The sequence below is a fragment of the Arthrobacter pasteuri genome, from assembly GCF_054510955.1.
This window is the reverse complement of the sequence record NZ_JBTNDO010000003.1, coordinates 70,361-92,185: the sequence shown is the minus strand read 5'-3', so window position 1 is coordinate 92,185 and position 21,825 is coordinate 70,361. Positions and strand designations below refer to the sequence as shown.

The following is a 21,825-nucleotide window of genomic DNA, read 5'->3' as shown; positions in this document are numbered from 1 at the left end:
CGACCGCCCGGTCCCAACCGAAAGGACGGCTCGATGGAGAGCCAGTTGCCCACCGCCGATCTCCTCGGCTTCGAGTCCCTGCTGGCCGCCCATGAGCGGGAGAAGCTGCAGGACGTCCGGGATTTCCTCGCCAAGGAGGTCTCGCCGCACGCCATCGAGTGGTGGAACCGGGCCGAGTTCCCCTCCGGGATCCTGCCGAAGCTGGCCTCGCTGAACCTGAGCACGCCCGTGCAGCAGGGGTACAGCCACCTGTTCAGCGGACTCGTGATCGCAGAACTGACCCGCGCCGACACCTCGATCGCGACGTTCTTCCTGGTCCACCACGACCTCTTCGTCGAGGCCCTCCACACCTTCGGCAGCGAGGAGCAGAAGGCCCGCCTCCTGCAGGACGCGATGAACCTCAGGATCACCGGTGCGTTCGCCCTGACCGAGCCGCAGCACGGGTCCGACGTCGCCGGCGGCATGACCACGACGGCGACGCGCGACGGCGACAGCTGGGTCATCAACGGCGCGAAGCGGTGGATCGGCAACGGCACGTTCTGCGACTACATGCTGCTCTGGGCGCGGGACACCGCGACAGGGGCCATCCGGGGCTTCATCCTCGACGCCTCGCTGCCCGGGGTGACCCGGACGGCCATCGACCACAAGATCGCGCTGCGGACGGTCCAGAACGCCGACATCACCCTGACGGACGTGCGGATCCCCGAGGCGGACCGCTTCGCCGGGATCGAGTCCTTCGACGACACCCGCCAGCTCCTGCTCGGATCGCGTATCCTCGTCGGCTGGCAGGCCGTCGGACAGCAACTGGCCGCGTTCGACGTCGCCCGGCAGTACGCGGTCGAGCGCCACCAGTTCGGCAGGCCGATCGCAGGCTTCCAGCTCGTCCAGGACCAGCTCGTCACCATGATGGGCAACACGACGGCGAGCCTGGCCGTCATGGCGCGCATCGCGCAGCTGCAGGAGGGCGGGATGTCCGACATGGTGCAGGCAGCCTTCGCCAAGTCCTTCACGACCGCGCGCATGCGGGAGACGGTCGCGCTCGGGCGTGGCATCCTCGGCGGGAACGGGATCGTGACGGACTACGCCATGGCGAAGATCTTCGCGGATGCCGAGGCCGTCTACACGTACGAGGGGTCCTACGGGATCAACAGCCTGATCGTGGGCAGGGCGCTGACGGGCATCTCCGCCTTCGCCTGACGCGCCCCCCGGCTTTTCTCCCGGCGTCGCGCCGTCGTTCCCGGTTCTTGGCCTCGAGGAGCGTGCCGGGCGGCAGGATGCCGGCGTTCGAGCGCACTGCAGTCAGCAACCAGGCAACGACGGCGGAGCGGAGCGGCCGGTGCCCGAGGCCGCGGCGTCGTGCACGCGTTTCGGCGGGGAACTGCGTGTCGGGCGACGACACGCCGGTGTTCGAGCCCTTTCGCCGAGTGAAGCCATGCACGACGCCGCAGCAACCTGGTCACGCCGATCCTGGACCGCCCGCCCGCCCGCCGGTCCGGTTCACATGACGGACCGAGTGAGGCCCACGCCACATTACTGGGTAGTATCCCAACAGCAATCCGTCGTATCCAGTGCCGCATACGCCCCGTTTTCCGTGCCCTGAAAGCAGGCTGTTGTGACAGTGCCCCTCGAAGTGTCCCCCGCGCAAGCCGCCGACCAGTTCGGCGAGACCGTGGGAGATCTCAGTTCCGATCTCCGCGCCGACGTCCGCCGTGTCAGTACCCTGCTCGGCGAATCGCTCGTCCGGCAGCACGGGCAGGATCTCCTCGACCTCGTGGAGCGCGTCCGCCTGCTCACGAAGGAGTCCAAGGAGTCCGGCAACGTCAGCGACGCCGGCGAGCGCGCTGTACTCGCGGAGCAGGTCCGGGAGCTCCTCGCGGCACTTCCCATCGATCAGGCCACCGAGCTGGTCCGGGCCTTCGCCGCCTACTTCCATCTCGCCAACGCGGCCGAGCAGGTGCACCGCGTCCGCGGACTGCGGACGCGCTCCGAGGAGGACGGCTGGCTCGCGCAGACCGTGTCCCGCATCGCGGCCGACGCCGGTCCCGGAGCGCTCGCGGACGTCGTCCAGGAGCTCGACGTCCGCCCGGTCTTCACGGCCCACCCCACCGAGGCCTCGCGCCGTTCCGTGCTCGACAAGCTGCGCCGGCTTTCCGACATCCTCGCCGAGGCGACGGCGGAGGGCTCGCAGCAGCGGCGCCGCCAGGACCGCCGGCTCGCCGAGGTGATCGACCTGATCTGGCAGACGGACGAGTTGCGCCAGGTACGGCCCACGCCGATCGACGAGGCGCGTAACGCCATCTACTACCTCGGTGACATCCTGACAACATCGATGCCCGAACTGCTCGAGGACCTCTCGGACCTCCTCGCCGAGCACGGCGTCGCCCTTCCCGCCGCCGGAGCGCCCGTGAAGTTCGGCTCCTGGATCGGAGGGGACCGCGACGGCAACCCCAACGTCACCGCCGCCGTGACCCGGGAGATCCTGCAGATCCAGAACCAGCAGGCCGTACGGATCGCGATCCACTTCGTCGACCGGCTGATCTCTTCGCTGTCCTCGTCGACCGCGATCGTCGGAGCGTCCGCCGAGCTGACGGCGTCCATCGAGCGGGACCTCGCCAGCCTCCCGCGCCTGGACAAGCGGATCCTCGAGCTCAACGCCCAGGAGCCGTACCGGCTCAAGCTGACGTGTGTGAAGGCCAAGCTGCTCAACACCGCGACGCGCGTCCAGAACCAGACGGCGCACGAGCCGGGCCGCGACTACAACGACACCGCCCAGGTGCTGGCGGACCTCCAGCTCGTCGGGGACTCGCTCCGGCAGCACGCCGCGGGCCTGGCGGCCGACGGCGCCCTCGCGACGGCGTCGCGCGTCATCTCGTCCTTCGGCCTGCACCTGGCCACGCTCGACATCCGTGAGCACGCGGACATGCACCACGACGTCGTCGCGCAGCTGACCGACCGGCTGGGTGAACTGGAGGTGCCCTACCTCGAACTGGACCGGGAGGCCCGCCTGGGCGCGCTCTCCCGCGAACTGGCGTCCCGGCGCCCGCTCGCCACGGTCAACCCACCGCTCGACGACGGAGCACGGCGCACCTTCGACGTCTTCCGTGAGATCGCCTCGGCGCTGGGAACCTACGGCCCCGATGTCATCGAGACCTACATCGTGTCCATGACCCGAGGGGCGGACGACGTCCTCGCGCCCGTGGTCCTGGCGCGCGAGGCGGGACTCGTCGACGTCGTCGGCGACGGCTCCGGCGGCCCGGACTCGGGGGCCTTCGCGAAGATCGGCTTCGCGCCCCTCCTCGAGACGGTCGACGAGCTGCGCGTCTCCGCCGAGATCGTGGACACCCTGCTCTCCGACCCGACCTACCGCGAGGTGGTGCGTCTGCGCGGTGACCTGCAGGAGGTCATGCTCGGGTACTCGGACTCCAACAAGGAGTCGGGCGTGCTCACGAGCCTGTGGGAGATCCACAAGACCCAGCGCCGCCTGCGCGACGTCGCGGCCAAGCACGGCGTCCGGCTCCGCCTGTTCCACGGACGCGGCGGATCGGTGGGCCGCGGCGGCGGCCCGACGTACGACGCCATCCTCGCCCAGCCCAACGGCGTGCTCGAGGGCGAGATCAAGTTCACCGAGCAGGGCGAGGTCATCAGCGACAAGTACTCGCTGCCGGCACTGGCCCGCGAGAACCTGGAACTCTCCCTCGCCGCCGTCATGCAGGGGTCGGCCCTGCACCGCACGCCCCGTACGTCCGACGACGACCGCGACCGCTGGGCGGAGGTGATGGAGACGGTGTCCGATGCCGCCTTCACCCGGTACCGCTCCCTGATCGATCACGAGGACCTCCCGGCGTACTTCCTCGCGTCGACGCCGGTGGAACAGCTCGGTTCGCTCAACATCGGGTCGCGTCCCTCGAAGCGGCCGGACTCCGGCAGTGGCCTGGGTGGGCTCCGGGCCATCCCCTGGGTCTTCGGGTGGACCCAGTCACGGCAGATCGTCCCCGGCTGGTTCGGCGTCGGCTCCGGGTTGCGGGCCGCACGCGAGGCGGGCCACGAGGGCCTGCTCGCCGAGATGCTCGACCGCTGGCACTTCTTCCGTACCGTGGTCTCGAACGTCGAGATGACGCTCGCCAAGACCGACCTCGAGATCGCGGCGCACTATGTCGACGCCCTGGTGCCGGACGAACTGCAGCACCTCTTCGGCGTCATCCGCGAGGAGTACGAGCTGACCCTCGCGGAAATCCGCCAGCTCACGGGCGAGCATGAACTGCTCGACAACCAGCCCGTGCTGAAGCGGTCGCTGGCGGTCCGGGACCAGTACCTCGATCCCATCTCCTACCTGCAGGTCGAGTTGCTCCGCCGGATGCGGGCGGAGGCCGACGGCGGCCGGCCCGACGGGCAGCTGCAGCGGGCCATGCTGATCACCATCAACGGGGTCGCTGCGGGGATGCGCAACACCGGCTGATCCCCGCCCTCGCGTGTCCCTCCCCGGGCGAGGGACACGCGCCGCCGGAATACGTGTCGGGACGTGCCGGTTGCCGCCTCTGGAAGCTGACACCGGCCCGGCCGGACCATCTGCAAGGAGGAGCACCATGAAGGCAGTGTTTTACGAGAAGTACGGCGATCCCGGCGTCCTGCAGTACGGGGACCAGCCCGATCCGAAGGTGGGGCCGGACTCGGTCCTCGTCGAGGTGCGTGCGTCCTCGGTCAACCCGGTGGACTGGAAGGTCACCGCGGGCTACCTCGACGGTGCCCTGCCGACCTTCTTCCCTGTGATCCCGGGCTGGGACGTCGCGGGCGTCGTCGCGCAGCCCGGTCCGTCGGTGACGGAGTTCCAGGCCGGCGACGAGGTCATCGGGTACGTCCGGATGGACACCGTCGCGTTCGGAACGTTCGCTGAGCAGGTCGCCGCGCCCGTGCGGGCGCTGGCCCGGAAGCCCCGCAACGTCTCCTGGGCCGAGGCCGCCACCATGCCGCTGGTCGGGCTCACGGCGTACCAGTCGCTCCGGTCCATCGATGTGGGCGAGGGTGACACGGTCCTGGTGCACAACGGAGCGGGCGGTGTGGGGACCTACGCCATCCAGATCGCGAAGGCGTGGGGTGCGCGCGTTCTGGCGACTGCCTCCGAGAAGAACCACGACTTCCTGCGATCCCTGGGTGCGGAGCCGCTGACCTACGGCGAGGGACTCGCGGACCGCATCGCCGGCGCGGCTCCCGAGGGGCTCGACGCCGTCGTCGACTTCGTCGGCGGTGAGGACGTGACTGCCTCCCTCGAGCACCTGAAGACTCCCGGGCGGGTCGCCTCCGTGGTCGATGCAGAGGTCAAGGACAGGGGCGGGCGCTACATCTTCGTCCGGCCGAACCCGGACGATCTGCTCGCCCTGACCGAACTCGTGGAGGCCGGCAGCGTGAAGCCCGTCCTCGCCGAGACCTTCCCGCTGGAGCGCGCTGCAGACGCCTTCCGCAGCAGCATCGCGGGCCACGTGCGCGGCAAGATCGCCGTCACCGTCGGCGACCAGGGCTGACTGCGGGCAGAGACGGTGCCCCCTCGAGGGCTGACCGCGCGTCACGCCGACGGCTGAGCGCGGGTGGGAGCACTGCGCGGGGCCCGGTGGAGTGATGCATCCTCCACCAGGGGCCCCGGGCGGGAGCACGGGACGCGCGGCGCTACGCTCCCGGGCCGGCGAAGCTCAGCGGCGCGAGTCCTCGTAGCCGCCCAGCAGGTCGAGGGGTTCGCGCTTGGCGTCCTCCTCCGCCCGGAGCCAGTGGCGGTAGGCGTGGTCCACGCGGTGCCGGCGCGATCCGGCGGTGATCAGCAGCAGGAAGATGGCCAGGGCGGCCGCGAAGGCGATGTTCACCGCGAACGGTTCGCCCAGCACCCGCTCGACGGCGATCCAGAGCAGCCCCCAGGAGACTGCCGCAGCCACGGAGAGGCGCCCCCGGTCCGTGGAGCAGATGACGGCGGCGGTCAGGAGGATCGCGAGGATGCCGAGGATCGCCCACGTGCTGCCCTTCCAGCCGAAGAGGTCGGTGTTCCTGTCCGTGAGGAACGCCGCCGCATTGGCCGCGGCGGCCACGAGCACCCACCCGAGGTAGAGGCCGATCGGCGTATCCACGAGCGCACCTTCGAGGCGCGTCTCGGTCGGGTGGTCGTTCAGGGTGCGGACGGCAGACACCAGGGCGACGAGCAGCAGCAGGATGACCACGAGGCTGAGTGTCAGGCGGTCCGCCTGCGCGCTGAGGATCCATGCGAGGTTGAGGAGCATCGAGGCAGCGACCGCCCAGCCGAGCTGTCGCTGGCGCTCGCTCGTGCGCTGGGAGGGCAGCCACTGGAACACCGTGTAGGCCACGAGCCCCCCGTAGATGACGCTCCAGATCGAGAAGGCCGACGACGACGGAGCGAGCAGCGTCGCGTCCGGAGCGAAGAGGCCGCCGGCGGCGTCGCGGATGGACGGACCGCCGAAGGCCCCGACGCCTGCCGCCGACCCGAGGATGCAGGCAACCGCGCACAGGGTCACGGCGGACTGCCGTACGGTATCCGGGTGCCAGGACCCGACGTGGCGGACCGTGGCCGTGCTGCCGCGGCGGATCGCCGTACCCGTGACGCGTGCCGCAGCGCTCGCCTTCTCGCCCGCGAGGCGGAGCCGCTCGCTCCGGACGGCCGCGAGGCGAAGCTGCTCACTCCGGGCCGCCGCGGCGCGGAGAAGCCCTCCCCGGTCGGCCCCAGGGCTCGGAGCGCCCTTCCCCCGGGTGGCGCCGTCGCCCGCACCGCTTTCCCCGGAGGGGCGGCCGCCGTTCCCGGCGCCCGCGTCACCCGGCATCGCCGTCCGGACGGCTCCCGTCCCGGCGGTCGCCACCTCGGAGCGCACTCCGGCTACGTCGCCCTCGACCGCCCCGCGGGCGACGGGCTGCGCGGCCTTCAGGCGTTCGAGGACGCTCGTCGGCGGGGTGGCTGCAGGAGCTCCACCGGCGATCGTCGGCGGACCGACCGGCATGTCAGGAAGCCTGCGGCCCGGGTTCTTCGGGGTGCTCATGCGCTTTTTTGGCCTTCCGGTGTTTCTTGAGGGCGAGGACTGCCGCCGTGATGGCTCCCACCAGCGTACCCACAGCCATTCCGAGCAGGGCGCTGACTCCCGCGGGGAAGCCGGTGGACGCCCCGGCGACAAAACCGAGTCCTACCAGCCATGCGGTCCAGAGGACACCGCCGGCTGCCGCCGCGAGCATGAACGGGCGCAGCGGAAGTTCGGCGATGCCCGCGGCCGCCACGCTCGCGGTCCGGCCACCCGGAAGGAAACGGACGGCGACGACGGCGGCGTAGGTGGGCGAGGTGCCGGCCTTGGCGATGGCGCTGCGCAACCCGCGATGGATGGAGCGGCCCCACCGGAATCGGTCGAGGAAGTGCGTCAGCTTGCGGCGGAACAGCAGGAAGATGGCGACGTCGCCGATCCAGCTGCCGGCGAACACGGCGATGATCACGAACGGAAGGAGCACGATGCCGTGGGCCGACATGGTGCCGGCACCGATCACCAGGAGTTCGGAGGGCACCACGGGAATCACCACGTCGACGAAGATGACGGCGAACATGACGAGGAGGTAGAGCGGTGCTGGGATGTCCGTACCGGGCAGGTCCACCCTGCAAATCTACCGGCCGGAAACCGGAATCCCTGAGGATCGCGTGAAGTTCAGGCGAATTCGGCGAGTGTGAGGCCCGACTCGAAACTCCGGTCCGTGCCGTCCACGGGGTCGGTGAAGGCGATGCTGTGCGCCAGGAGCTGCAGGGGCCTGGCGTAATCGTCCGGCGCCTGCGGGTGGAGGACGGGGTAGAACGGGTCGTTGACGATTCCGAGCCCGAGCGACGCCATGTGCAGCCGAAGCTGGTGGGTCTTGCCCGTGTGCGGCTGGAGCCGGTACAGGCCCCGGTCGCCGCGCTGGTCGAGCAGGCTGACCGTGGTGTGCGTGTTCACGGGTCCCTCCACCTCCTGTGCCAGCAGGTAGGTCCGCGACTTGACGATCCGGCTCCGCACGTCGAGCGACGCGGCACCGAGGCCCAGGTCCGGTCGCACGGGTGCGACGGCCCGGTACTCCTTGCGGATGCGCCGGTTCTCGAAGAGGAGCTGGTACGCGCCGCGCGTCTCCGGGTCGACGGAGAACATGAGGATGCCCGCCGTCATGCGGTCCAGGCGGTGCATGGGAATGAGGTCCGGGAGATTCAGCTCCACCCGCAGCCGCACGAGGGCCGATTCCGCCACGTACATGCCACCCGGCGTGGTGGGCAGGAAGTGCGGCTTGTCGACGACGAGCAGATGGTCGTCCTGGTACAGGACGGACAGCTCGACCGGCAGGCGCTCCTCCACCGGCAGTTCCCGGTAGTACCAGACGAAGGTGTGCTCGCCGAGGGGAGTGGACCGCGTGAGGACCTCCCCGCCGAGCGCCATCACCTCGCCGCGGTCGAAGCGCTCGCCGATGCCCTCCGGATCCACGTGGTCGAAGCGGTCGAGGATGTACTCCAGGGCGGTGCCCCAGGGGCCCTCGGAGGGGAGGCGGAGGCGTGTCGCGTTGACCCCGTTGCGCACGGGCAGGGGGGACTTCATCGCCATGAGCGCATCACCGGTCCTGTTCCGTCCACTCAGTCAGGGTAGTGCCGCTCCTGCCGGGGCTTCCAATCGGGGCTGGCAGTGCGGGCAGTAGTACAGCTCCCGGAGCTCGGTGTCCTTGTCCCCGAGCTGCTCGAGCGCCACCGGCGTACCGCAGCGCAGGCAACCCCGCCGGGAGCGGCCGTAGACCCACAGGGTGTCGCCGCGCAGCCGGCCCGTGGTGGCCCGCGTGCTGCGCGCCTTGTTCGCTTCGAGGAGCTTCTTCGACAGTTCGACCATGCGCGGGAGGTTGGGCACCCTGCCGACCGGGGTGAGCGGGTGGACGCCCGCGAGGAAGCACAGTTCGCACCGGTACACGTTGCCGATCCCGGCGAGGTTCCGCTGGTCCAGCAGGGCCAGGCCGATGGGCCGGTCCGGCTGCTCGAGCAACCGGCGCAGCGCCTCGTCCGGGTCCCAGTCGGGCCCGAGGAGGTCCGGCCCCAGGTACCCCACGGCGTCCTCTTCCTCGGCGCGTGGGATCACGCGCAGGAACCCGAGTTCGAACCCCACGACGACGGCGTCGTCCGTCTCGAGGATGCAGCGGGCCTTGAACGCGGGTCTGCGCCATTTCTCCCCGTGCGCGTAGACGTGCCAGAGCCCTTCCATCTTCAGGTGGGAGTGGATGTCCCAGCCGTCGTCGCCCCCGCCCCGGATGAGCAGGTGCTTGCCGCGGGCGACGGTCTCCTGGACGGTGTCGCCGGTGAAGTCCACGGTCGCGAAACGCGGTACGCGGATGTCGCAGCGCGTGAGGACCTTCCCGGCGAGGGCGCTGTGCAGTTCGCGGGCTGCACGCCAGACGGTGTCTCCCTCAGGCACGGATCCTCAGCCCCCTCGGCGTCGTGTAGAAACCGGCGTCCGCGAGGGCGCGTCCGATGTCGGTGTCCAGGATCTCGCCGCCGTTGACCTTCTCCAACGCCATCTTGTCCGCCGCCCCCCGGCGGATGACCGTGACGAGGGCGAGCGCCGCGGCGCGCAGGACGTCGGCATCCTCCGTGAACGTCAGGAGGGTCTTCCCGCCGCGCTCCACGTACAGGGCGAGTGCCCCGTCGACGAGCACTACGAGGGCCCCCGCCTTCCGCCCGGCGCGGTGTCCGCCCTCGGCCTGCGGCCAGCTGAGCGCCGCGCCGTAGGGGTTCGCCGGGTCCGTCGCCGCCAGTGCCACGGCCTTCAGGGGCGGGGTTTCACCACCGAGGACGTCCTGAGCGGTGGGCAGCTGGTTGTCCGCGCTGAAGGAGCGCAGGCGGTCGACCGTCGCGGGCACGGCGAACTGCGCCGCGCCGAGGTGCTCGATGAAGTAGCCGCGGCGGCACCGGCCCATCTCCTCGAGCCGGGCCAGCACCTTGTACATGAGGCCGAAGCCGCCGGGGATGCCCTCGTTGCCGACGGCGCCGCGGGTGACCACGCCGTAGCGGTCGAGCAGCAGTTCCGCGGTGGCGTGGGCGTGCAGCGTCGTCTCGGCTTCCACCGCGGGCAGCATGTTCCAGCGGCCCGCGGCCAGGGGAGGCGTCGCGCGCTGGTAGCCCCCGCTCCCGGCGTCGTCCCCGGCAGCGCCCAGCCGCATCGATGCTCCGGTGAGCGACTTGCCCGGCGCGCGGCCCAGCCGTCCTGCACGCGAGGTGCGTGCGCGTGCCGGTACGGGCCGCTGCTTGTGCGCGGTCTTGCCGTTGGCGAGGAGCGAGCGCACGGGCGTGAACGTGTCATTGCTGATCCGGCCCGCCCACACCAGGTCCCAGAGGGCGGTCACGACCGCGGTGTCCGAGGACGCCTCCTGGACGTCGAGCAGGTTGGTCAGCTGGCGCAGGAAGTAGCCGCCGCCCCCGGCGAGCAGGTCGAGCAGCGCCGTGTGCAGCGAGGACGGCTCGAACGCGGGGTCGGGCCGCAACGTCAGCGGGGCGTTCTCGGCCAGGTGCAGCGCGATCCAGCCGTCGTTGCCCGCCAGCGATCCCGCGCCGGACCAGACGACCTCGCCCGTCGCCGTCAGCTCGTCGAGCATGGCCGGGGCATAGTTGGCCACGCGCTGCGCGAGGATCAGCGGCTCCCACGCGGAGGCGGGGATCGGCACACCGGACAGCTGGTCGATGACGGTGATCACCCCGTCGAGGCCGCGAAGCCCCGAGCCGATGTGCTGCCAGACCGGCAGGAACCGGCCGTAGGCCGTGGGGTCGACGGGTTCGACCTCCTGCCGCAGTGCGGCGAGGGAGCGACGGCGCAACCGGCGGAGCACCTCGACGTCGCACCATTCGCTGGAGGCGGGAGCGTGCACGGTGATGGTGCCCGGAGCCGCTCCGGACGCCGCGGAGATGTCGAGCACGGGGACCGATTCCGCAGGCCGGAACTCGCCCTCGATGACACGCCCGGCGCCTGCCAGGCGCTGCAGTGAACCCGCGACGACGGCGACCCCGAGGCCCAGGTGCGTGGCCGCTTCCGCCGCCGTGAACGGCCCGTGCGTGCGGGCGTACCGTCCCACGAGGTCCCCGAGGGGATCGGCCACGGGTTCGATGAACGCCAGGGGGATGCCCATGGGCAGCGGGACGCCCAGCGCATCGCGCAGCCGGGCCGCGTCCTCGACGGCGGAGACGCGCTCCACGCCCGCGATGTGCACCGTCAGGGCGCGGTTGGCCCGGACCAGCGCGGCGACATGCTCCCCGACGACGTCGGCGGACGCGCGCCCGGGGGCAGGACCAGCGGCGCCGACGGAAGGAGAATCGCTGGAAGGAGAATCATCGGAGGGTGAACCGTCGGGCAGCGACTCGGGGTCGTCCTCCGGGGCGGACGCCGTGGACGGAGCAGCCTGGGAGGACACCGCCGCGACCCCACCCCGCATCTCGGCAGGGGCCTCGAGCCGCCGGGAGATCTCGTCGATCGTCAGCGGTCCGAGCAGCCGCAGCAGGTCGGCGACGCCCTCGAGCCCACGCGCCAGGCGGTCCGGCTTCAGGCGCTGCAGCTCCAGCTCGGTATCGGCGATGACCTGCGCGTCCAGCAGTTCCCGCAGCTCCGCACGGCCGAGCAGCTCGTTGAGGAGGGTCGGGTCCAGTGAGAGGGCGGCGGCCCTGCGCTCGGCCAGCGGGGAATCGCCCTCGTAGAGGAACGACGCGACGTAGCCGAACAGCATGGACCGGGCGAACGGGGAGGGCTGCTGGGTGGTGACCTCGACGATGCGCAGCTCCCGGCGCTCGAGCGATGCCGCGATGTCCTTCAGTGCGGGGAGGTCGTAGACGTCCTGCAGGCATTCGCGCACCGTCTCGAGGACGATCGGGAACGTGGGGTACTTCTTGGCGACGTCGAGCAGCTGCGCCGAGCGCTGGCGCTGCTGCCAGAGCGGCGTCCGCTTGCTCGGGTTCTGGCGGGGGAGCAGCAGGGCCCGCGCCGCGCATTCGCGGAACCGGGAGGCGAAGAGTGCGGATCCGCCGACCTCGGCGGTGACGATGCCGTCGAGCTCCTCCGCCTCGAAGAGGAAGAGATCGGCGCCGGGGGGTTCGTCGTCCATGAGCGGCACCCGGAGCACGATGCCGTCGTCGGACGCCATCGCCGAGCCGTCCATCCCGTAGCGCTGCTCGAGCCGCGCCCCGACGGCGAGCGCCCAGGGTGCGTGCACCGGCATGCCGAACGGGCTGTGCAGGACCACGCGCCAGTCGCCGAGCTCGTCGTGGAAACGCTCGACGACGAGCGTCCGGTCGCTCGGAACCACTTCCGTGGCCTCGCGCTGCTCCGTCAGGTAGGTGATCAGGTTGCCGGAGGCCCAGGCGTCGAGTCCGATCCTCGCGCAGCGTTCCTGGGCCTTCTCCGGCGTGGCCCCGGACATCTCGCGGACGAAGGCGCCGAGGGCCCTGCCGAGTTCGACGGGCCGGCCGAGGGAGTCGCCCTTCCAGAACGGGAGCTTGCCCGGCTGCCCGAACGCGGGGGAGACCAGCACGCGGTCGTGCGTGATCTCCTCGATGCGCCAGCTCGTGGCCCCGAGCGCGAAGACGTCCCCCACGCGGGATTCGTACACCATCTCCTCGTCCAGTTCACCGACGCGGCGGCCGCCCGCGCGGGGTCCCTCGCCCTCGGATCCGACGAGGAACACCCCGAAGAGGCCGCGGTCGGGGATGGTGCCGCCGGAGGTGACCGCCAGCCGCTGGGCGCCGGGCCGGCCCGTGATGGTGCCCTCGACGCGGTCCCAGATGATGCGCGGCCGCAGCTCGGCGAACTCGTCCGACGGGTAGCGGCCCGCGAGGAGGTCGAGGGTCGCGTCGAAGGCGGAGCGCGGCAGGGTGGCGAACGGCGCGGACGTACGGACGACGTCGAACCATTCCTCGACGTCGATGGTGCCGAGCGCCGCGGCCGCGACGGTCTGCTGCGCCAGGATGTCGAGCGGATTGGTGGGGATGTACAGGGGTTCGATCTGCCCCGCGAGCATGCGCTCGACCGTGACGGTGGTGTTGACGAGGTCCCCGCGGTGCTTGGGGAAGAGGACGCCCTGCGACACCTCGCCCACCTGGTGCCCGGCTCGGCCGACGCGCTGCAGGCCGCTGGCCACGGAGTGCGGTGACTCGACCTGCACGACGAGGTCCACGGCACCCATGTCGATCCCGAGTTCCAGCGAGCTCGTGGCGACGACGCAGCGCAGGCGCCCCGACTTGAGGTCGTCCTCGATGAGGGCGCGCTGGTCCTTCGAGACGGAACCGTGGTGGGCCCGGGCGAGGAGCGGCTCCGCACCGGTGGTCTGCCCCGCCTGCGCCATCATCTGCGCGGGCGTCGCCGTGGTGTAGGCGAACGACGGCGCGGCCTCGGCAGGCTCGACAGCGGCCGGTTCGCCGCCTGCGGCCCACACGGCCTCGCGTTCGAGCCGTTCGGCGTGGATCTCGTTCAGTCGGGCCGTCAGGCGTTCCGCGAGCCGCCGGGAGTTGGCGAACACGATCGTCGATCTGTTCTGCTCGATGAGGTCGACGATCTTCTCCTCGACGTGCGGCCAGATGCTCGCCTGGGGGACGGCGTCGCCGTCGTCGGTGTTGGCGGCCGCCCCGCCGAGTTCCGTCATGTCCTCCACCGGCACGGTGACGGTGAGGTCCCACTGCTTCCTGGAGGGCGGGGCCACGATCTCGACCGGGGCGTTGCCCGAGAGGAACCGGGCCACCGTCTCCTTCGGCTCGACCGTCGCGGAGAGGCCGATGCGCTGCACGGGCTTCTCGAGCAGTGCATCGAGGCGCGCCAGTGACACGGCGAGGTGTGCCCCGCGCTTGGTGCCGGCGACGGCGTGGACCTCGTCGATGATGACGGTGTCCACCTCCAGGAGCGTCTCGCGTGCCTTGGAGGTGAGCATGAGGAACAGCGACTCGGGGGTCGTGATGAGGATGTCCGGCGGTCGCGTGAGCATGGCACGGCGCTCGGCTTGCGGGGTGTCCCCGGACCGCACTCCCACGGTGATGCTCGGCGCCGGGAGGCCGAGGCGCTTCGCGGTCTGGGTGATGCCGATCAGCGGAGCCCGGAGGTTCCGCTCGACGTCGACGCCCAGCGCCTTCAGGGGGGAGATGTACAGCACGCGGGTGCTGCGCTTCGGCGCAGCCGCCTTGCGCCCCTTCGCCGGCGCCGCGGGCTCCGGGCCGTCCGGGTCGTTGCCGCCCTCACCCGAGGCGATCAGCCGGTCCAGGGCCCAGAGGAAGGCTGCGAGCGTCTTGCCGGATCCGGTGGGCGCGACGACGAGCGCGTTCGAGCCCGCGGAGATGGCCCTCCAGGCGCCTTCCTGGGCAGGGGTGGGCTCGGAGAAGGCCCCCGCGAACCATTCAGAGGTTGCGGGGGTGAACCTCGTCAGCACCTGCGTCACTCCCTCATCATGCCCCAGCCCACCGACACTTGGTCCGCGTCCCGGAACCGGGAGGTGCACGGGCATGCTTCCAGGGACGCGGATGGCGGAGGCATGCGGAGGTGCACCGGGAGCAGGCAGAGGAGCAGGCGGCCCCGCGGGGGCCGGTGGGGCTAGGAGGCGGGCTGCAGCGCCCCCACGGTCATGAGGACGATCGACGCCGCCGAGCAGGCCGGGATCTCCTGCGGCAGGACGAGCGAGTCCGTGGCGCCGGGAGGGTAGATCCGGAGTCCGGTGGCCGGCGTGATACCGCAGCCGGCGCCGTAGTTCTGGGCGTTGGTCTGCCGGAGGGTCGTCGTGACGGACCCTCCAGGAGCGAGCGTCACCGGGGTTGTCGCCGAGCCGTCGCGGTCCGCGGCGGCACCGATCCGGGTGCCGGACGCATCGACGAAGGACACCCCGGGGTAGCCGTCGACCACGCACTCCTGGTCGGAGGCGTTGGTCAGCACGAGCGTCCGGTAGACGCTGCCCGCTGTACCGCCACCTGGCTGGTCCTCCACCGCGCCGGTCAGCTGCGCCGCGGAGCAGGGTCCGGCAGCCGCAGGGGCAGAGTCGGACACGCTGGGGGAGGGCGACGGCACCGCGCCCTCCGACGCGGACGCGCTCGCTGAAGCACCCGCCGGCTCGGACGCAGAGTCGGACGCACCCGCCGGCTCGGACGCAGACGCGGACGCGGACGACGAGGCAGGCGCCCGATCCGATGCCGCGGTAGCGCTCGGCACCGCCGTCGGCCCCTGGCTCGACGCCTCGCTCGACGCCTGGGTCGCCGCGGACGACGAGGCAGAGCCGGCCGGCCCGGACACCGCGCAGCTACTCAGCGCGATGACGGCTCCAGTGGCCGCAACGGCCGTGATCCAAGGTTTGCTCCTCAGCAGACTAGTCATGGCCTCACCCTATGGCCGGCGCTCTCCGCGTCCGGCAGGCGGACCGCGGCGTACCACGATCGTTATCGGCGGGGCTTCACTCGTGGTGGTACGAGCGGCCACCGGCTATCTCCTGGGCCCGGTACACCTGTTCGGCGAGGATGAGGCGCACGAGCTGGTGAGGGAACACCAGCGGTGACAGGGACCAGACGAAGTCCGCCCGCTTGTGCACCTCCTCGTCCACGCCGTAGGCGCCGCCGATGATCACCGTGACGCTGCGGGATGCTTCGAGCGGTCGCAGCAGGGTGCGGGACAGCGTCGGGGAATCGATGGCCTTGCCGCGCTCGTCGAGCAGCACCACGAAGTCGCTGCCGAGCCGGGCGAGGAGCCGTTCGGACTCCTCCCTGCGGGCGGCGTCGTGCTCCCGTGCCGAATGGGCGATCAGCTGCCAGGACAGGTCGAAGGGCTTCTTCAGCCGCTTCGCGTAGCGCTCGATCCCCTCGGATACCCAGCTCTCGTGCTTGCGGCCCACTGCGAGCACCCGGATTGCCATGTCCTCAGGTTATCGGGTGGGAAACCCGCCGAAAACGCGGTGAAAAGCCCCTGGAAGCGGGCGAGAAGCCCTTGGAAAGCGACGGACACAGGCCGGGAAGAGTGAACGGCCGCCGAACACTTGGCAAAGAACAAGCGCTTGCACAAGTACTTCGCCCCCCGAACTTAACCTGTCCAACCACCTCCCCCGTCAGTACGCTGGCTGAATTCTGGGAGAACCACGAATGGGACGAAGGGGGCGGCAATGTCGACCATCACCGGCGGAATGGGCGCAGTAAATACAGCGGGCAACGAGGCACGCTCCCGACGACGAACGGTCGGCGTGGTCCTCGCGGGCGGCGTCGGCACGCGCATGGGGCTGGAGATCCCCAAGCAGCTGGTGCCCGTCGCCGGCCGGACCAGCCTCGAGCACACCGTGGACATCTTCCAGCAGTGCTCGTTCATCGACGAGATCATCGTCATGATGGACCCCGGATCCATGGACCGCGCCGAGAAGCTGGTGACGCGTGAGCGCTTCCCGAAGCTCACCGGCCTGCTCCCCGGCGGCCGCGACCGCAACGAGACCTCCTATCTGGCCCTGCGGGAGATCGCGACCCCCGGCGCCAAGGTTGTCTTCCACGACGCCGTGCGCCCGCTGGTCGATCCGAGCATCATCCGCGCCTGCGTCGACGCACTCGACACCTACGACGCCGTCGATACCGGCATCCCCTCCGCGGACACCATCATCGAGGTGGACGAGCACGACATCATCCGCGCGGTACCGCCGCGCGCCTCCCTCCGCCGCGGCCAGACTCCGCAGGCGTTCCGGTGGGACACCCTCATGGAGGCCTACGGGCACGCCCGCACCGATGCGGACTTCGCCGCCACGGACGACTGCTCCGTCGTCCTGAAGTACTGCCCGGACGTCCCGATCATCGTGGTTCCGGGCCACGAGGCGAACATCAAGATCACGCATCCGATCGACATCCACCTGGCCGACAAGCTGTTCCAGCTCAAGCACCAGCACGTCGATCCGGTGCCGTTCCCCGCCGCGTCCCTGCGCGACGCCGTCGTCGTCGTGTTCGGCGGCAGCTCAGGCATCGGCGGCGAACTCGGACGGCAGCTCCAGGACGAGGGCGCGCACGTGGTCTCCCACAGCAGGACCGGCAGCGGCACCTTCGTGGAGGACCGCGCCTCCGTCTCGCGCGCGCTCGCGGGCGCCGCGGCGCAGTACGGACGCATCGACCACGTGGTGCTCACCGCAGGCGTCCTGACGATCGGCGACCTCGTGGACCTCTCCGACGAGCAGCTCCAGCACGACGTAGGCGTCAACCTCATGGCTGCGTTCGTCGTCGCGCAGGAAGCCCACTCCTACCTCGCCGAGTCCTCCGGATCGCTGCTGCTCTTCTCCTCCAGCTCCTACACCCGCGGCCGTGCCAAGTACACGGTGTACTCGGCGACGAAGGCTGCGCTGGTCAACCTGACGCAGGCACTGGCAGACGAATGGAGCGGCGACTCCATCCGCGTCAACTGCATCAGTCCCAGCCGCACGGCCACGCCGATGCGCGAGAAGGCGTTCGGCCACGAGGACGAGACCACCCTCGTGCAGGCCGCCGACGTCGCGCGCGTCAGCGCCCAGGTCCTCGCCTCCGACATCACGGGGCAGGTGTTCGATGTCCGCCTGCCGCAGGTCGATCCGCTACCGACACAGCTTGAAAGTGTCCGGTGACCGCCCCCGCCCTGACAGCCGACACCGATCGGCTGGTGATCACCGGTGCGCGGATTCCCTCCGGTGACGCGCTGTCCGTGCTGCTCGGCGGACGCCGCATCTGGACGGTCCGGGCGCCCCGCCCGGACGACGACGGCGTGCTCAGCGTCCCCTGGCCGCCGGCTCTCTCCGAGCGCTTCACGGGCAGTGCGCGGCTCGCGGTCGAGCATGCCGGCCGTGAGATCGCCGCGTCGACGGTCGTGTTCGAGGACGACGCCTCCGACTTCGACCTGAGCGAACCCGGCACGGGCATCCCCCTGGTGGTCAACAAGTGGGGCCGGATCGCACGGTCCTTCGAGGGCCGCGATGCCGCGCTCGTCGAGCACGTCCTGGACGAGGCCGAGCACCTCATCCAGGTGCTGCGCCGGACGGTCGGCGTCGAGCTGTTCGTCACCGGGGGCACGTTGCTCGGGCCCGTCCGCAACGGCCGCATCATGGCGCACGACGACGACGCCGACCTCGCGTACCTCAGCGCTTCCACCAATCCGTCCGACGTGATGCTCGAGAGCTTCCGGATCGAGAGGGTACTCGTCGACCAGGGGTACGAGGTGGTGCGGCATTCCAACGGCCACCTCCAGCTCATGTTCCCGGGCGGAACGGTGACCGACCGCTTCTACCTCGACATCTTCACCTACTTCGAGTGCAACGGCTGGTTCTACGGGACCTTCCACGCACGCGAACGCGCGGAGAGGATCACGATCCACCCGATCACGCCGCTTCCCGTGAACGGGCGGCTGCTGCCCGGTCCGGCGGAGCCCGCACAGCTCCTCGCGGCGATCTACGGGCCGTCCTGGGAGGTGCCCGACCCCACCTTCACGTTCGTCACCCCGCCGGCCGCGTTCCGCCGGTACTACTGGTGGCTCAACCACTTCGACGTCGACCGCGAGAACTGGGAGGACCACCACCGCGCCGAGATCGAGGCCGGTCCCGCCACGACGCCGTCGCGCCTCGCCGTCACGACCGCGGAGCAGCTGCCGCCGTCGTCGACCGTGCTGGACCTCGGCTGCGGGCTCGGCGCGGACGCGAGATACCTTGCGGACCGCGGACACCGCGTCCTCGCCGCCGACTTCAGCCGGCCGGCGCTCGTCTGGGCGCAGGAGAATTTCGGGCACGACGGCGCCGTCCTGTTCGAACGCGCCAACCTGACCATGGCCCGCTCCGCGCTGCACCTGCGGAAGCGGTGCGCGGAACTCGGCGGGACGGTCCACGTCCACGCCAACCACCTGTTCAACGCGCTCAGCCCGCTCGGCTGGGACACCACATTGCTGCTCATCAAGCACCTCCTGGCGGTGCCCGGCAGCCGTGCGTTTATCGAGGTGGGGGTGGCCGAGACGGAAGGATCGGCGAGCTGGTCCGAGTACCGGCCCGTCGACTGGACGAGATTCCAGGACCAGCTGCGCAGGTACTCGCTGAGTGCCGAGGAGCAGGACGACGGAGCAGGCGCGGCGACAGGCCGACGCGTGCTCGTGAGGAGGGAGATGACATGACGCAGACCACGGTATGGAAGGTCGGCAAGCGGTTCGCACGATGGAGCGGTGTCGCGGAGCCCTTCCTGGCGCTCCGGAACGAGGTGGAGCAGTTGCGAGCGCAGGTCGTCCGCCTGGACGCGGACCTCGTCCGCCTCGACGCGGACCTGGACGAGTCACGCCGGCTCAATCTCAGGGCGGCCGAGCTGCTCGACGTCGTCTACGAGGAATTGGGCGCACGGCGCCCCGGACGGGAGGGAACATCATGACCGCCTACGAGGAGCGGCCCCCGCTGGAGATCATCGGCGGCTTCGAGAGCACCTTCATGCCCGCGCACGACCGCGACATCTTCGAGACCACGGAACACGATGTCCGCTGGCGCGAGGATCTGGACCTGCTCGCGAGGTCGGGCATCACGAGGCTGCGTTACCCCATCCGGTGGCACCGCATCGAGGAGACCGAGGGCAGCTACGACTGGTCCTCCACCGACGAGGTAATGGGCCACCTGCGGGAGCACGGCTTCCGGCCCATCGTCGACCTCGTCCACCACACGAGCTACCCGGCCTGGCTCACCGACGGCTTCGCCGACACCCGCTTCGGTCCCGCCTACCTGCGGTACGCGGAGGCCTTCGCCCGCCGCTATCCCTGGGTGGAGGAGTACACGCTCTTCAATGAGCCGTTTTCCACGCTGTTCCTGTCCGGGCACGAGGCCATCTGGCCCCCGTACCACTCCGGGCTGCAGGGATTCGTGGACCTCATCGTTAACGTGATGCCCGCCGTCGCCGAAGCGAGCCGCTTGTACCGGGAGCTGCTGCCGGGCGCCCGCCACGTCTGGGTGGACACGTGCGAGTTCCACACGGGCTCCGACGGGTCGGGGCAGCGGTACGCGGACATGGCGAACGACCGCCGCTTCCTGGTGATCGACGCCTTCCTGGGCAGGGGGTACGACGTCGACAGCCAGCTCGGACGGGACCTCGCCCCCGTCGGCGGGGAACGGCTGCTGTCCCTGCCCGCCGGCAGCATCGACGTGCTGGGCCTCGACTACTACGCGCACTGCCAGTGGAACTTCTCGGAGGAGGGCGGAACGGCACCCACGCCCACCCCGCTGCCGTTAGCCGACCAGATCCAGCAGTACTGGGAGCGGTACTCCCTGCCGTGCATGCTCACCGAGACCAACGTCCGCGGGCACACCTCGGACCGCGCCACCTGGCTCAAGTACGTGCTCGAGCAGTGCGAGGAGGCCTCCGCACGCGGCGTGGTGATGGACGGCATCTGCTGGTTCCCCGTAGTGGACTCCACCGACTGGAACTCGCTGCTCTTCCGCTGCGAGGGTTCCGTGGATCCTGTGGGCGTGTACTGGCTCGACGAGGACCTCGAGCGGCGCGCGTCGGTCATGTCGACGTCGTACGCGCTCGCTGCCGGGGGCGCCCGCTCGGGCGACCTGCCTGCCTACGTGCTCGCTGAACCCGTGGCTACCTGGCTGCAGGGCTATCGATCCCAGATGGCCCACTGGGACTGGCAACAGCCTCCCGGAACCGATGTCGGTTCGAGTCTTCCCCGTACAACTACCCGAATGGAATTGAGGATCGTCGATGCAAAGTGAACTCATAGTTTTGTCGCACCTGCGGTGGGATTGGGTCTGGCAGCGACCTCAACAGCTCGTGTCGCGCCTGAACAAGGCGCCCGGACGGAAGACCTGGTTCGTGGAGGAACCCCTCACGCCGCAGGGCGTCGAGGTTCCGCACAACCGCCTGGGCACCGCGGAGGTGGACGGACTTACGCGGGTCTGGCTGGAGATCCCCGAGCAGGGCAGGCACGTCGGCTTCTTCGACGAGGTCATGCCCGACTACGTCGCGCAGCTGCCCGAGCTCATCGGGCCCCCTTCGGGCGACCGCGTCGTCTGGATCTACACTCCGCTGGCACTCGAAGCGGCGCTCGCACTCGAACCGACGACGCTCGTATTCGACGTCATGGACGATCTCGCCGCCTTCAAGAACGCGGCGCCCGAGCTCCTCGTGCGGCAGCGCCAGGCGCTGCGCGCCGCCGACGTCGTCTTCGCCGGCGGCCGCTCCCTCCACCGCTCCGTGGTGAAGCAGGGCAGGGAGGACGCCCACCTCGTCCCCAGTGGCGTGTCCGTGGGCCACTACGCCGCCGCCGCACGGGCAGCGGACCCCGACCGCAACAGGCCCGTGGCAGGCTACGTGGGCGTGCTGGACGAGCGTCTCGACCTCGACCTGGTCGCCGGTCTCGCGGAGCGCCTGCCCGACTGGGAGATCCGCATGGTCGGCCCCATCTGCAAGATCGAGGAGTCGGACCTGCCGCAGGCACCGAACATCACCTACCTCGGCCAGCAGGCGTACGAGGACCTCCCGGGCCACATGGCGCAGTTCGACGTCGCCCTGATGCCCTTCGCCCTCAACGAGGCCACGAAATCCATCAGCCCCACCAAGACGCTCGAGTACCTGGCGTCCCGGTTGCCGGTGGTCTCCACGCGCGTGGCCGACGTCGTCGCGGACTTCCCCGGCGTCGTCGACCTGCAGGACGACGCCGAGGGCTTCGCCGCCGCCTGCGAGGCCCTGCGGGGTCGCGCCGGTGAATTGCCGTCGCCCGAGTTGCGCAGACTGCTCCGACGGCACGACTGGACCAGGATCGCGGAGCTGATGGACAAGCTGATCTTCGATCAGGAGCGGTCGACGCCGGAGCGCGCCACGGCCGAGGCAACCGCCTAGCG

Annotated in this window: 15 protein-coding genes; 8 read left to right on the top strand and 7 right to left on the bottom strand. The window is 70.5% G+C overall.

The genetic code is table 11. The features are described from left to right. The first annotated feature begins 33 nt into the window (after positions 1-33). The 3 genes from ACX80H_RS13620 (at position 34) to ACX80H_RS13610 (ending at position 5,516) form a co-directional block, all read left to right on the top strand. Positions 34-1,197, top strand: a complete 1,164-nt coding sequence (locus ACX80H_RS13620; protein WP_459313903.1) for an acyl-CoA dehydrogenase family protein — start codon at positions 34-36, stop codon at positions 1,195-1,197. A gap of 421 nt (positions 1,198-1,618) precedes the next feature. Further along, positions 1,619-4,456 (top strand): phosphoenolpyruvate carboxylase, encoded by a 2,838-nt coding sequence (gene ppc / locus ACX80H_RS13615; protein ID WP_459314108.1) that lies wholly within the window; start codon positions 1,619-1,621, stop codon positions 4,454-4,456. Positions 4,457-4,583: 127 nt separating this feature from the next. After that, positions 4,584-5,516, top strand: a complete 933-nt coding sequence (locus ACX80H_RS13610; RefSeq protein WP_459313902.1) for an NADP-dependent oxidoreductase — start codon at positions 4,584-4,586, stop codon at positions 5,514-5,516. Positions 5,517-5,681: 165 nt separating this feature from the next. Here the strand turns inward: ACX80H_RS13610 and ACX80H_RS13605 are convergent, their stop codons facing one another. The 7 genes from ACX80H_RS13605 to ACX80H_RS13575 form a co-directional block, all read right to left on the bottom strand. Then, on the bottom strand, positions 5,682-7,025 hold the full coding sequence (locus ACX80H_RS13605; protein WP_459313901.1) for a TspO-related membrane protein: 1,344 nt from the start codon (positions 7,023-7,025) through the stop codon (positions 5,682-5,684). Further along, a complete protein-coding gene (locus tag ACX80H_RS13600) occupies positions 6,988-7,623 on the bottom strand; it encodes a DedA family protein (protein ID WP_459313900.1) in 636 nt (211 codons plus the stop codon). The genes ACX80H_RS13605 and ACX80H_RS13600 overlap by 38 nt, the downstream gene beginning before the upstream one ends. A gap of 50 nt (positions 7,624-7,673) precedes the next feature. Further along, the gene (locus ACX80H_RS13595; RefSeq protein WP_459314107.1) at positions 7,674-8,582 is read right to left on the bottom strand and encodes an RluA family pseudouridine synthase; all 909 of its coding nucleotides are present in this window, start codon (positions 8,580-8,582) and stop codon (positions 7,674-7,676) included. 39 nt (positions 8,583-8,621) lie between these two features. Then, on the bottom strand, positions 8,622-9,440 hold the full coding sequence (locus tag ACX80H_RS13590; RefSeq protein WP_459313899.1) for a DNA-formamidopyrimidine glycosylase family protein: 819 nt from the start codon (positions 9,438-9,440) through the stop codon (positions 8,622-8,624). Continuing rightward, on the bottom strand, positions 9,433-14,427 hold the full coding sequence (locus ACX80H_RS13585; RefSeq protein WP_459313898.1) for an Lhr family helicase: 4,995 nt from the start codon (positions 14,425-14,427) through the stop codon (positions 9,433-9,435). Before ACX80H_RS13585 ends, ACX80H_RS13590 begins: the two co-directional genes overlap by 8 nt. A gap of 152 nt (positions 14,428-14,579) precedes the next feature. After that, positions 14,580-15,350, bottom strand: a complete 771-nt coding sequence (locus ACX80H_RS13580; protein ID WP_459313897.1) for a DUF4232 domain-containing protein — start codon at positions 15,348-15,350, stop codon at positions 14,580-14,582. Between the two features lie 76 nt (positions 15,351-15,426). Further along, a complete protein-coding gene (locus tag ACX80H_RS13575; RefSeq protein ID WP_459313896.1) occupies positions 15,427-15,882 on the bottom strand; it encodes a 23S rRNA (pseudouridine(1915)-N(3))-methyltransferase RlmH in 456 nt (151 codons plus the stop codon). A gap of 243 nt (positions 15,883-16,125) precedes the next feature. Between ACX80H_RS13575 and ACX80H_RS13570 the strand changes: the two genes are divergently transcribed. The 5 genes from ACX80H_RS13570 to ACX80H_RS13550 are packed head-to-tail and all read left to right on the top strand — an operon-like array spanning position 16,126 to position 21,823. Continuing rightward, positions 16,126-17,589: an SDR family NAD(P)-dependent oxidoreductase gene (locus ACX80H_RS13570; protein ID WP_459313895.1), complete on the top strand. Its 1,464-nt coding sequence runs from the start codon at positions 16,126-16,128 to the stop codon at positions 17,587-17,589. Beyond that, on the top strand, positions 17,586-19,115 hold the full coding sequence (locus ACX80H_RS13565; protein WP_459313894.1) for a class I SAM-dependent methyltransferase: 1,530 nt from the start codon (positions 17,586-17,588) through the stop codon (positions 19,113-19,115). Before ACX80H_RS13570 ends, ACX80H_RS13565 begins: the two co-directional genes overlap by 4 nt. Beyond that, positions 19,112-19,363, top strand: coding sequence for a hypothetical protein (locus ACX80H_RS13560; protein ID WP_459313893.1), 252 nt, complete (start codon positions 19,112-19,114; stop codon positions 19,361-19,363). The genes ACX80H_RS13565 and ACX80H_RS13560 overlap by 4 nt, the downstream gene beginning before the upstream one ends. Next, positions 19,360-20,697 carry a family 1 glycosylhydrolase gene (locus ACX80H_RS13555; RefSeq protein ID WP_459313892.1) on the top strand — a complete coding sequence of 446 codons (1,338 nt, stop codon included), beginning with the start codon at positions 19,360-19,362 and terminating at the stop codon, positions 20,695-20,697. The genes ACX80H_RS13560 and ACX80H_RS13555 overlap by 4 nt, the downstream gene beginning before the upstream one ends. After that, on the top strand, positions 20,687-21,823 hold the full coding sequence (locus ACX80H_RS13550) for a glycosyltransferase (RefSeq protein ID WP_459313891.1): 1,137 nt from the start codon (positions 20,687-20,689) through the stop codon (positions 21,821-21,823). The genes ACX80H_RS13555 and ACX80H_RS13550 overlap by 11 nt, the downstream gene beginning before the upstream one ends. Positions 21,824-21,825 lie beyond the last annotated feature (2 nt).